This window comes from Aeromonas sp. QDB23 (assembly GCF_027707745.1).
In the GTDB taxonomy this organism is placed as follows: Bacteria; Pseudomonadota; Gammaproteobacteria; order Enterobacterales; family Aeromonadaceae; genus Aeromonas; species Aeromonas allosaccharophila.
In genome coordinates this window covers 83,916-96,675 of sequence record NZ_JAPCJA010000002.1, presented here as the reverse complement: position 1 = coordinate 96,675, position 12,760 = coordinate 83,916, and the positions used below count along the sequence as shown (strand labels likewise).

Sequence of the window (12,760 nt, the reverse complement as noted above, 5' to 3'; positions counted from 1 at the left end):
CCGCACACCTGCGTTAACCACAGTGCAAGGGGCCAGCCACGCTGGCCCCCTTGTCGTGAGCAACAGCTTGCTCTGCGGCTGATCGGATAGCCGATACGCCGTTCATGCTCGCACCCATGTTCGAACCTATGTTCGCGCCCATGCTCGGCTCGCCCCTAGGTGCCCGAGAGTCGGTGCGCTGTGTTGTGTTTCTGCTGGCCATCCGCGCAATCATCCCCTGATCCATCCGCCTCCCGGCGTTTCATCATGGATTGCGCCAAGCCAGCACTTATCAGAAGGAGTACGCCATGAAGATGTGGCAACAAATTGACATGATCTCCCTGCTCGACACTCTGGCCAGCCTGCTGCTCGCCTTTGTGCTTGGCAGTCTGGTCGGGCTGGAGCGCCAATACCGCCAACGTACCGCGGGCCTTCGCACCAACGTGCTGGTCGCCGTGGGGGCCGCCCTGTTCGTCAGTCTGGCCCAGCGCATCTATGACCTGCACGGCGGCAACTACAACGTGGTCCATGTGGTGGCCTATATCGTCTCCGGCATCGGCTTTCTCGGCGCCGGTGTCATCATGCGCGAGTCGGGCAATATCCGCGGCATCAACACCGCCGCCACCCTCTGGGGCGTGGCGGCGGTAGGCGCCGCCTGTGGTGCTGGACTCGCCATGGAGGCAATTCTGGGGGCCCTGTTCGTGCTGGCCGCCAACACCCTGCTGCGGCCATTGGTCAATCAGATCAACCGCCGCCCGGTGGACAATACCGACACCGAAGTGACCTACAAGGTGACGGCGCTGACCCAGCGTGAACATCAAAAAGAGGTGCTGCACTGGCTGGAAGAGATGCTGGAACAGGCCAACTACCCCCTGAGCGAGCTCGACATCGAGCCGTTTGGCGCGGGGGATCTGGAGATCTCGGCGGTGCTGCTCGCCACCTCCATCGATGGCGACGAGCTGGATGCCCTGATGCAAAAGCTGGCCATCCACCCCCATATCAAGCAAGTGTTCTGGCGCGCCAGCACCACGGATTGAGCTCTCGGTCAGAGGAATGGTGCCATCCACCAACAGCAAAAAGCCCCGCCAGCCATGGCGGGGCTTTTTCATATGGGATGGGCGAAGCGGCGTGGCTAGCGGCGACTGCGCCAGCGCACCCTGGGGGTGATCACCTGGGCGGTTTGCGCCGGGGGATTGCCCGCGATCAGTTGCTGCATCAGCTCGAAGGCGGCGCGGGCCAGCGCCGGGCAATCCTGCGCCACTGAGTCGATGCGCATCGGAATGCAGTCGAGCAGGTCGTGATCATCGAAGGTGCACAGGCGCATGCCCGTCTCCATCAGCCCCGCCTCGTTGAGGTAGCGCAGTACCCCTTCCAGCAAAGTAAAGGAGGCGGTAAAGAGCCCCTTAGGGGGCGCCCCCAGCTCGGCCACCAGCTCGGCCATCAGCTGATAACCGGAGCTCGGCTGATAGTCGCGATGGCGCACCCGGGCTGCATCGGCTTCGAAACCGGCGCGATGGAGCCCCAGCTCATAGCCCGCCAACCGGTGACGGCTGGGGGAGAGATCCAGCAAACCGCCGAAGTAGTAGATCTCCTCGCCGCACTCGCTGGTCATGTCCCGCACCAGCTCGGCGGTGGCCTTGCAGGCATCGGAGATCACCATGGGCAGGCGCGACTCGCCGATGTGGCGGTCGAGCTGCACCACCGGCAGGCGATCGTGAATGCGGGCATAGATGTCATCGCTGTGACCGCTGGAGGCGACAATCAGCCCATCCACCTGACGGCTGATGAGGTTGTCCACCACCCGCTGCTCGAGGGCGGGATCATCCTCGGAGCAGGCGATCAGCAGCTGGATGCCCGCCTCGCGGCAGTGGGCCTCGAGGGCGCGGGCAATGCGGGCAAAACCGAAGTTGGTGAGGTCGGGGATCACCAGCCCCCAGGTGTAGCTGCGGGTCTCGCGCAGGGAGCGGGCATGAAAGCTCGGCAGGTAGTGACACTCATCCGCCACCGCCTGAATGCGCTTGCGGGTATCGTCGGCGATCCGGTACTCCGCACTCTTCCCGTTGAGCACCAGACTGGCGGTCGCCTTGGACACCCCCGCCAGTTCGGCGATCTGGGCAATCGTGATCCGTTTCTTCTTCTCCACCTGGCCTCCCGGCTGACTAGAACCGGGCTATTGTACTAGGCACGCCGACAGCGGCCAGTGATTGAGGCAAATTTTGCAGCCATCAGCGCCGTTACCTGATGAAAGTTGCGGCATTTCTCCGGGGAAGTAGCGCGCCGACAGGCTGTGGCGCCCCTCATCGATGAAACACTCCAGACTGGAGCGATCACACAGCACGGTGATCCGCCCGCCAGCCCAGGGGCTGCTGCGGGTCTCCCACGCTCCACTCTGCCAGTTCTGGCGCCGCAAGGTGATGCGCCCCGGCTGCCATACCAGTTCGGCCACGGCACCGAACCAGAGGCTCCCCTCGCCGCACAGATCCAGATCGAGCCAGGCCGCGTCGATGGCCAGCCCCGGAAACTCGTCGAGCGTCCCTTCGAAGCGGGTCTGCTCTCCCTTCAATGCCGCGAGCTCCACCACCGGTCGCTGGCAGAGCCACTCATCCTGCCAGAACAGCTCCCGCGGGCAGCTCATCTGGTGGATCCAGCCGTAAGCGACCGTAGGCTGGCTCATCTCGTTCTCTTCCGGCAGACCCAGCCAGCCAAACAGGAGGCGGCGCCCCTGACTGTCTCGGGTGGTTTGCGGTGCATAGAACTCGAAGCCCCGATCCAGCTCGTGGAAAGCCCCGTGATCGAAGCGCTCGCCATCGAAGTCCCCCGCCAACCAGCCGCACTGATAGAGGTTGCGATAATCCTCGCCCGCCGGGGCAATCCCCTGCGGGCAGCTGATCAGCACATGGCGATCCCCCAGCGGGAAGAGATCCGGACACTCCCACATATAGCCAAACTCCCCCAGACCGCCGCGCCCGCTACCGGCAATGGGGCCCACCAGCTGCCAACTTTGCAGTGTGTCGCCGCGATAGAGCAGCACTTCGCCCTTGTCATCCAGGGTGCGCGCTCCCAACACCATCAGCCACTGCTGGCCGTCGTGCCACACCTTGGGGTCCCGCACATGGCCGCTGTAGCATTGCGGCAGATCCAGCACAGGGCCCAGCTTCTCGAAACCGCCCTCACCATCGGCGTGGGCCAGACACTGATAGGCGGTGCGGCTGCCATCCGGGTATTTGACGTTGCCGGTGTAGATGAGGGTCAAACGCCCCTGCTCGTCGCTCACCGCCGAACCCGAATAGCAGCCGTGGCTCTCATAGGCCTCGGTGGGCAACAGTGCCACCGGCTCGTGCTGCCAGTGCAGCAGATCGGTGGAGGTAACATGGCCCCAGCCCTTGTTGCGGTGCTCGCAGCCCAGCGGATTCCACTGGTAGAAGAGGTGGTAGCGCCCGTCGTGCTCGATAAAACCGTTGGGATCGTTGAGCAGCCCCACCGGGGCTGCCAGATGCCAGCGGGGCCGATGGGGATCGGCCGCCGCCTTGAGCTGTCCGGCCAGCAACGACCGGACAATCTGGTTGAGAAGATCGCTTTCCTTCATCACTCCACCTTGTATTTGAGCAAGGTGGAGGCGGCGAAGGCGGTGCCAAAGGCGATCACCAGCCCGATGATGTAGTGGATGAGGCTCATGGGCTGAACGATGGCCATGCCGGGAATACCGGTCAGCCCCACCGCCGTCATCCCCACCTTGGCTGCCACCACGTAGGCGCCACCGCAGGCTCCGCCAAACAGACCGGCCAGGAAGGGTTTGATGTAGCGCAGGTTGACGCCAAAGATCGCCGCTTCCGTGATACCCAGCAGACAGGACATGGCCGCCGGCACGGTAATCGCCTTGATCTTCACATCACGGGTCTTGAAGTAGACCGCGAGGCAAGCCCCGCCCTGTGCCACGTTGGCCATGGCCCAGATCGGCAGCAGGAAGTTGACGCCAATTTGCGGATTGGCCAACAGCCCCGCCTCGATGGCATGGAAGCTGTGATGAATGCCGGTGATGACGATCAGCGAATAGGTGCCACCAAATACCAGCCCCGCCAACCAGCCCGCCTGCTCATAGAGGGCGCTCAGACCGAACGAGATGCCATCCCCCAGCACCCGACCCGCCGGGCCGATAAAGAGCAGCGCCACGAAACCGGTGATGATGACGGTCAGGAACGGCGTGAGGATCAGATCCAGCGCATCCGGAATGCGCTTGCGCAGCTGTTTCTCCAGATGGGACATGAACCATACTGCCAGCAGCACCGGGAAGACGGTGCCCTGATAGCCGATCATCGCCACATCAAGCCCGAAAAAGTCCATGGTCTTGAAACCACCGGCCACGCCCCAGGCGTTGGTCAACGCCGGGTGGGTGAGGATACCGCCAAGGGTCGCCCCGAGATACGGATTGCCGCCAAACTCCCGCGCCGCCGTAAAGCCGATGAGGATCGGCAGTATGATAAAGGCCGCCGAACTGAACATATCGAGCATCACAAACAGGGCGCTGTCGGCATTGACCCAACCGTAGGTGCGCACCATGCCGAGCAGCCCCATCAGCAGACCTGAGGCGACGATGGCCGGAATGATCGGCACGAAGATGTTGGAGAGGGTTCGCGCCAGCCGCTGGGCCACGTTGAGCTTGGCCGCCGCCATGTCGGTCAGCTCCGCCTTGCTGGCGGTGCCGGTACCGGTCAACGCCACAAACTCCGCATAGACCTTGTTGACCAGACCGGTGCCGAAGATCACCTGGATTTGGCCCGCGTTGCTAAAGCACCCCTTGACCCCCTCCAGCTTGTCGATGGCGGCCTTGTTTACCTTGCTGTCATCGGCCAGCACCAACCGCAGCCGGGTGGCGCAGTGGGCAGCGCTGACGATATTCTCCTTGCCCCCGAGCAGGGGCACCAGATCCTTGGCTATCGCACTGATATTCATATTCTTCCTCTTATGACCCGCCACGCTGGCGGGCCCTTGTCACATGAGAGTAGGGGCTGTCGAGCCGGGCTTCTAGCCTCAGCTCAACAGCCGCTTGTGCCTGATCGCAAAAAGGCATCCAGTTCGGAGCGGGTCGGCAGCGCCGTCATCGCCCCCTTGGCGGTGGTGGCGAGCGCCCCGCAGCCGTGAGCCTGAGCCAGAATGGCGGGCAACTCGGCCAGCGTCGGCAGCGACGAACGCCCGGCCAGCGCCGCCAGCAGACCGGCGACGAAGGCATCCCCCGCCCCCGTGGTGTCGATGGGCGTCACCTTCTGCCCCACCCACTCCAGCAACTCGCCATCAAGGCGAGCCACCACCCCGGCCGCTCCCCGGGTCACCAGCACCAGCGCCGGACCAGAGAGCGTCGCGAGCCCGGCGGCCAGTTCATCCTCGCCGCTCAGCAGTTGCAGCTCTTCAATGGAGAGCTTGACCACGTCCGCCAGCACGATGACTTCGCGCACCAGCGGCAGCATCTCGGCGGGGTTGCCCCACACCTCGGGACGCAGGTTGGGGTCGAAGCAAACCCGCCCGCCTGCCGCCTTGATGGCCGCCATGGCCTGCAGGCAGCTGCCACGCACCGGTTCGTTGGCGAGCGCAATGGAGCAGGTGAGCAACCACTGACCGGCATCGAAGCGGGGCAACTCATCCGGGGTGAGGAACTGGTCGGCACTGGGGCGCACCATAAAGGTGAAGCTGCGCTCCCCCTCGTCATCCAGTTCTACCAGCACGGTAGAGGTGCGATGGTCTGGATCGAGCCGCAGCGCACCGATATCCACCCCCTCCCCGCTCAGGGTGTCGGCCATAAAGCGGCCGAACGGATCGGCACCGGCCCGGCCGATAAAGGCCGCATCGCCGCCCAGCCGTGCCACGCCAACCGCCACATTGGCGGGTGCGCCACCCGGACACTTGAGGTAGTGCAACGCCCCTTCCGGGATCAAATCCACCACCGCATCCCCCATTACCCACACACGATTCGTCACCTTGCTACTCCACTGCTGCATCGGATCCACGGTCAAACCCGAACTCTGTTCTGTTGGCTGGCATTATCAGCTAAACCGTTTTAGCCAACCAACAGATCTCGGCACCGGCTGCCATTTTTGTGATCGGGATAACGAACTAGAACCAGGTTTCCATCTGTACGCCAAAGTTCCACTCGCCACCGGCGGTGAAGTTGCTCTGGCCCATGGCATCGTCGCTGGTGTAGTTGTCGAGCTCGGAGGACCAGTCCATCCAGCTGGCGAACACCCGCAGTTCGGGCCGCTCGAAGAAACCGGCGGTCTGCGCCTTGAAGGTGGGGGCGAAGGTGAGTTTGGTGAAGTTGCCGTTGACCGCCTGGCGTCCCTTGTAGCCCTTGGGATCAAGGTCCATGTACTGCCAGGCCGCCTCGTAGACCAGCTCGACGTTCTGGCTCAGCACCTGCGCCACCCGGGTATTGACGGTGAGCCAGCGGTACTCGTCCCCTTTCACGTAGCGATCCTGACTCTGCTCGGCCAGCAGAGCCGGAGCAAAACGCCAGCGCGGATTAAGATCGGTAGCGCCAAACACGGCGACCCGCACTGCATCGGCGTCCGGCAGCAGTTCGCTGTCAGAGCCCATCCCCTTAACCTCGGCCCCCAACCCATGACCGTACAGCACCGCTGCCTTGGCAAAACCGGGGTTGAGGCCAAAAAAGCTCTCGCCGTGGTAGGCCAGCAGGGTGTGTGCCCCCTTGTCCGCCGCCTCGCTGCCCGCCCCCTTGTCATTGATGCGGGCGTCATTGTCCTTGGCCGAGAGGCCGTTCACCATCCACTGCCAGTTACCGACGCGGTTGTTCATGGTGAGGATGTAGCTCTCGATATCGGAAAGACCGCTGGCGCTGATGTCGCCGTAATCGCGGCCATAGAGGGAGAAGTTGGCCTTCCAGCTGTCGGCCAGCTGCACGTCGTAGACGCCGCCGCCGGTACCCGCCAGGAACACCACGTCGGAATCGAGCCAGTGGATGTCAAAGTTGTCCCGATCAAAGCGCTTACCCGCCCACAGCACTGCGTTCTGGAAGGGGCCGTCGAAGCTCGCCAGATTGCCGATCTCGGCAAACACCTGACGGGTATTGAGGCTCGAATCGCTGGCGGTCCAGTCGTTGCTGGTCTCCACCCCGTCCGCCAGCATCAGCTTGTAACGGGCCCAGCTGCCATCCTCGAAGGTCTGGGTTTTCAGCAGGTTGGCCTCCATGTAGGTGTCATCCTCGTTGCCAAGGCGACCGACAGCCCCGCCTACCGAACCAGCCGGGGTGATGTAGGGGCCGCCGCGCCCCCCGTTGCCATTGCCGTTGACCAGCAGGCCCGAGCGAGCGTAACCGTGAAACTCGAAGCCCTGGGCACCAGCGGTCTTCTCATCCACCTTCTGGCTGCGGTTGTTGGCCACCTGCGCCTGCTCGCTGGCCGCACTCGCCTTCACTTCCGCCTGACTGGCACGGCTCTCTGCCGCCTCGGCTCTCGCTTCAGCCGCCTGTACCCGCGCCTCCAGCGCCGCCAGTCTGGCTTCGACACTCTCACCTGCGACACTCGCCTGCGCCGCCCACAGCGGGCTGCTCATTCCCAGTCCCAGCGCTACCGCCAGCGCCAACTTGCTCTTGAACATCATCATCTTCCTCACCTGTCATCTGTGGCCCGGACGGGCGCTGTTGTTATCGACAGCCAGAGCATAGCTAAACCAATTTAGCTAACTCAATACGACAACTAAACCGTTTCAGCAACAGTGTGAGCGGGATAACATTTGTACAGCAGGAATTGGCGGGAGTTGTGAGGAGGATCCCTCATCAGGATCCACTCAATAGGGCGGATCCTGGCTAAACGGCGGGCAAAAAAAGAGCCGGCACAAGGCCGTAATGCCGATCAGTTAAGGATCCATTGACCGATCCTGCTGATGTGTAAAAATCCGAAACCTGTTGATTGGTTTCGGATTTTTTATGCGTATCGTACAGGCTCTCGACTTCCTCCACGCCAGCAATGCCGCTCAGTTTGAGTCACTCTCTGACCTCATTCCCCCCGAGCTCATCATGACGCTGCTCGGCGAAGAGGGCGTCGCTACCCTGCGCCGTCGCCGCATGCCCATGGAGCGCCTGGTCTGGGCCATCATCGGCATGGCCATCTTCCGCCATGTCCCCATGACCCAGCTGGTCAATCAGCTCGATATCCTGTTGCCCGGTGACCGTCCCTTTGTTGCCCCCAGCGCCTTCCTGCAAGCCCGCTAAAAGCTCGGGGACAAGAGTATCGAACGGCTGTTTCACGAGACCGCCTCGCTCTGGCACCAGCAGGCCAATCACCCCGGCTGGGCAGGGCTGCAACTGCTCGCCGTTGATGGCGTGATGTGGCGAACCCCCGATACCCCGGACAATGCCGCTGCGTTTGCCAAACCCGGCACCCAGCATGGGGAGACTGCCTATCCGCAGGTACGTATGCTCTGCCAGATGGAACTCACCAGTCACCTGCTTGTTCAGGCTGCCATGGAAAGCTGCGCCGTCAACGATATGGTGCTTGCCGAGCAGCTTATCGAACGCACCCCAGACCACTCACTGACCTTGTTCGACAAGGGGTTTTACTCCCTCGGCTTGCTCCACGCCTGGCAGACCACTGGCAGCGAGCGGCACTGGTTGCTGCCACTCAAAAAGGGCACGCAATACGAGGTGGTGCGCAAACTGGGGCGCCAGGATGTGCTGGTGCATCTCAATACCAGTCCACAGGCGAGGAAGAAGTGGCCGCAACTACCGGACACGGTGGAAGCCCGTTTGCTGACTCGCACTATCAACGGCAAAGAGCGGCAGGTACTGACCTCGATGGTCGACCCGATGCGCTTCCCGGGAGCAGACATCGTCGAGCTCTACAACCATCGCTGGGAAATCGAACTGGGTTATCGGGAAATGAAGCACAGCCTGCAAAAACACCGATTGACCCTGCGCAGCAAAAAGGCGGCGGGAATACGGCAAGAGCTATGGGGCGTGCTGTTGGCGTACAACCTGCTGCGCAGCCAGATGGTGAAGATGGCGGCGAGCCTGAAGGGATACACGGCCAGCCAGCTGAGTTTTCACATGGCGTCGGTCTATCTTATCCATGAACTGAGCTGCATGCCGTACCTGTCACCGGGGACTATCCCGAAGCGGGTAGCTGACCTGGAGAAACAAGCGGGACAGTTTGTGCTGCCGGAACGAAGGGAGCGAAGTTACCCCCGCTGCGTGAAGCCAAGGCCCCAGAGGTATAGTGTGAAAAAAGCCAATAAAAACAATGCCAGTCAGGCTTAACTGACTGGCATTAGGCACAAGGCCGGCTCTGTTTATTCGGGTGGCTGAAATCAGCTGGTCAGATCGTCGAAGAAGCGTTTCACCCCTTCGAAGAAGCCTTCTGATTTCGGCTTGTGGGTCTTGGCAGCGGCCCCACTGAACGACTCGTCCAGCTGGCGCAACAGCTCTTTCTGCTGCTCGGTGAGGTTGACCGGCGTCTCGATCACCACCTTGCACATCAGATCCCCTACCTGACCGGAGCGCACGGACTTCACGCCCTTGCCGCGCATGCGGAACATCTTGCCGGTCTGGGTCTCCGGAGTGACCTTGAGCTTGACGCGGCCATCCAGGGTCGGCACTTCAATCTCGCCACCCAGGGCGGCTGCGGTGAAGCTGATGGGCACTTCGCAGTAGAGGTTGTTGCCGTCACGCACGAAGATCTCGTGCTCTTTGACGTGCACCTGTACATACAGATCCCCTGCCGGAGCCCCCGCTTCCCCCACTTCCCCTTCGCCGGAGAGACGGATGCGATCGCCGGTATCGACGCCCGCCGGAATTTTCACCGACAGGGTCTTGGTGCGCTGGTAGCGACCTTCACCGTGACACTTGCGGCACGGATCCTTGATGATCTTGCCGCGGCCGTGACAGTGCGGGCACGCCTGCTGCACTGCGAAGAAGCCCTGACGCATCTGCACCTGGCCGGAGCCGTGGCAGGTCGGGCAAGTCTGGGCACTGCTGCCGGTGTGGGCACCGGAGCCGTTACAGACTTCGCAGTGAACCAGGGTCGGCACCTTGATCTCCTTGGAGACCCCGCGTACCGCCTCTTCCAGCGTCAGCTCCATGGTGTAACGCAGGTCGGAGCCACGGGCCGGGCCACGACGGGCACCACCACGGCCACCGCCGAAGATGTCACCGAATACGTCACCAAACATGTCGGCGAAGTCGGCATTGCCGCCAAAGCCACCGTGGCCACCGCCACCCTGGCTCGGGTCAACACCGGCATGGCCGTACTGATCGTATCGGGCTCGCAGGTTGGCATCGGTCAGGACCTCGTAGGCTTCCTTGACCTCTTTGAACTTCTCTTCGGATGCGGCATCACCCTGGTTACGGTCCGGGTGATACTTCATGGCCAGGCGCTTGTACGCCTTCTTGATCTCGCGATCGTCGGCATCTTTCGCCACACCCAGTACTTCGTAGAAATCGCGCTTCGACATACTCATCCTGTGGTTACGCAGACGGGCGTTGGTTACCCAACGCCCGTGAATTCATTGACCAAGCCGATGGGCGAAGCGGACTTCGCCCATCTGGGTAGGGCTTACTTCTTGTCGTCTTTCACTTCTTCGAACTCGGCGTCGACTACGTCGTCGTCAGCCTTGGCAGAAGAGGAGGACTGACCGGCATCAGCACCGGCTGCGCCCTGGGCCTGAGCCTGCTGCTGGGCAATTTCCATCAGCTTCTGGGACGCTTCCAGCAGAGCCTGCTGTTTGGCTTCGATGGCAGCCTTGTCGTCACCCTTGAGGGCCGCTTCCAGCTCGCTCACCGCGGCTTCGATCTTGCTCTTCTCGTCGGCAGGCAGGGCTTCACCGGCTTCGGTGATCTGCTTGCGTACGGAGTGGACCAGACCGTCAGCCTGGTTGCGGGCATGCACCAGCTCTTCGAACTTCTTGTCCTCGGCCGCGTTGGCTTCGGCTTCGCGTACCATGCGCTCGATCTCGTCATCAGACAGACCAGAGGAGGCCTGGATGGTGATCTTCTGCTCTTTGTTGGTCTCTTTGTCTTTCGCAGAGACGTGCAGAATACCGTTGGCATCGATGTCGAAGGTCACTTCGATCTGCGGCAGACCGCGCGGTGCCGGACGGATGCCTTCCAGGTTGAACTGGCCCAGAGACTTGTTGTCGCTGGCGCGCTTGCGCTCACCCTGCAGCACGTGAATGGTCACGGCAGACTGGTTGTCTTCGGCAGTGGAGAACACCTGGGACTTCTTGGTCGGGATGGTGGTGTTCTTCTCGATCAGCGCAGTCATCACGCTACCCATGGTTTCGATACCTAAGGAGAGCGGGGTGACGTCCAGCAGCAGTACGTCGGTCTTGTCACCGGACAGTACGGCGCCCTGGATGGCAGCACCCATGGCCACGGCTTCGTCCGGGTTGACGTCTTTACGCGGCTCTTTGCCAAAGAACTCGGCAACGGTCTTCTGAACCAGCGGCATACGGGTCTGACCACCAACCAGGATCACGTCGTCGATCTCGCCAACTGCCAGACCGGAGTCTTTCAGGGCGACACGAACCGGCTCCAGAGAGTCCTTCACCATGTCTTCTACCAGGGATTCCAGCTTGGCGCGGGTCACCTTGATGTTCATGTGCTTCGGACCGGTGGCATCTGCAGTGATGTACGGCAGGTTGACGTCGGTCTGCTGGGCAGAAGAGAGCTCGATCTTGGCTTTCTCGGCGGCATCTTTCAGACGCTGCAGAGCCAGCTGGTCGTTGCGCAGGTCGATGCCCTGCTCACGCTTGAACTCGTCTACCAGATAGTTGATGACGCGGTTGTCGAAGTCTTCACCACCCAGGTGGGTGTTACCGTTGGTCGCCAGTACTTCGAAGGTGGTTTCGCCTTCAACTTCGTCGATCTCGATGATGGAGATATCGAAAGTACCGCCACCCAAGTCATAGACGGCAACCTTGCGCTCGCCCTTGACCTTGTTCACGCCGTAAGCGAAAGCAGCTGCAGTCGGTTCGTTGATGATGCGTTTTACATCCAGACCGGCGATGCGACCGGCATCCTTGGTGGCCTGACGCTGGGCGTCGTTGAAGTAGGCCGGAACAGTGATAACTGCTTCGGTTACCGGCTCGCCCAGGTAGTCTTCGGCGGTCTTCTTCATCTTTTTCAGCACTTCGGCAGAGATCTGCGGCGGTGCCATTTTCTTGCCCTTCACTTCAACCCAGGCATCGCCGTTGTCAGCTTTGGCGATGGCGTACGGCATGATTTTCAGGTCACGCTGCACTTCTTCATCTTCAAAACGACGACCGATCAGACGCTTGATGGCGAACAGGGTGTTTTTCGGGTTGGTGATGGCCTGACGCTTGGCCGGCTGACCAACCAGGATCTCGCCATCATCGGCATAGGCAATGATGGACGGAGTAGTACGATCGCCTTCTGCGTTCTCGATCACGCGAGCAGTGTCGCCATCCAGAATAGCGACGCAGGAGTTGGTAGTACCCAGGTCAATACCGATGATTTTACCCATTTGACGAATCTCCAAATACTTTGAATAAACTGGCGAGGAACTCGCCTTAATGCGTTAACGGCTAGGTGGGGGCTGCCAATCTGGCTTTCAAGCTCCCGGCATCAAATTTTTTGTGCCGCCGCGGCCTTGCTACCTATATGGGGTCGCCAGACGCAGCTTCAAGCCCCAACCCTAAAAAACCACACCCTTTGTCATGGTTGCGCGGTCACGTTGAGCCGTAAACCGGGCAAGATGAACAGGTGCTGCACTGCGAAACAAAAAGCCCGCCACAGGGCGGGCTCGGGCCCCCACAGCCA

Annotated in this window: 8 protein-coding genes and 1 pseudogene; 2 read left to right on the top strand and 7 right to left on the bottom strand. The window is 61.6% G+C overall.

The features are described from left to right. Nucleotides 1-287 precede the first annotated feature (287 nt). On the top strand, nucleotides 288-1,016 hold the full coding sequence (locus PG888_RS01505; RefSeq protein WP_182939246.1) for an MgtC/SapB family protein: 729 nt from the start codon (nucleotides 288-290) through the stop codon (nucleotides 1,014-1,016). Between the two features lie 95 nt (nucleotides 1,017-1,111). Here PG888_RS01505 and PG888_RS01500 read toward each other — a convergent pair whose 3' ends face one another. From PG888_RS01500 to PG888_RS01480, 5 genes are all read right to left on the bottom strand, one after another. Continuing rightward, nucleotides 1,112-2,122, bottom strand: a complete 1,011-nt coding sequence (locus tag PG888_RS01500; RefSeq protein WP_182939245.1) for a substrate-binding domain-containing protein — start codon at nucleotides 2,120-2,122, stop codon at nucleotides 1,112-1,114. 27 nt (nucleotides 2,123-2,149) lie between these two features. Continuing rightward, nucleotides 2,150-3,565, bottom strand: a complete 1,416-nt coding sequence (locus tag PG888_RS01495) for a glycoside hydrolase family 32 protein (protein WP_182939244.1) — start codon at nucleotides 3,563-3,565, stop codon at nucleotides 2,150-2,152. Then, nucleotides 3,565-4,929, bottom strand: coding sequence for a sucrose-specific PTS transporter subunit IIBC (locus PG888_RS01490; RefSeq protein WP_058053628.1), 1,365 nt, complete (start codon nucleotides 4,927-4,929; stop codon nucleotides 3,565-3,567). Before PG888_RS01490 ends, PG888_RS01495 begins: the two co-directional genes overlap by 1 nt. 83 nt (nucleotides 4,930-5,012) lie before the next feature. Further along, a complete protein-coding gene (locus PG888_RS01485; RefSeq protein WP_182939243.1) occupies nucleotides 5,013-5,969 on the bottom strand; it encodes an aminoimidazole riboside kinase in 957 nt (318 codons plus the stop codon). A gap of 115 nt (nucleotides 5,970-6,084) precedes the next feature. Then, complete coding sequence (locus tag PG888_RS01480) at nucleotides 6,085-7,590, bottom strand: carbohydrate porin (RefSeq protein ID WP_182939242.1); 1,506 nt, start codon at nucleotides 7,588-7,590, stop codon at nucleotides 6,085-6,087. Nucleotides 7,591-7,912: 322 nt separating this feature from the next. On the opposite strand from PG888_RS01480, the pseudogene PG888_RS01475 reads away from it, so the two are divergent. Further along, a pseudogene (locus PG888_RS01475) lies at nucleotides 7,913-9,241 on the top strand (IS4 family transposase). Between the two features lie 50 nt (nucleotides 9,242-9,291). Here PG888_RS01475 and dnaJ read toward each other — a convergent pair. Beyond that, nucleotides 9,292-10,434: a molecular chaperone DnaJ gene (gene dnaJ, locus PG888_RS01470; RefSeq protein WP_182939241.1), complete on the bottom strand. Its 1,143-nt coding sequence runs from the start codon at nucleotides 10,432-10,434 to the stop codon at nucleotides 9,292-9,294. A 101-nt stretch (nucleotides 10,435-10,535) separates the two neighbouring features. After that, entirely contained in the window at nucleotides 10,536-12,464 is a 1,929-nt protein-coding gene (gene dnaK, locus PG888_RS01465) for a molecular chaperone DnaK (RefSeq protein ID WP_042058174.1), read from the bottom strand. Between the last annotated feature and the right edge of the window lie 296 nt (nucleotides 12,465-12,760).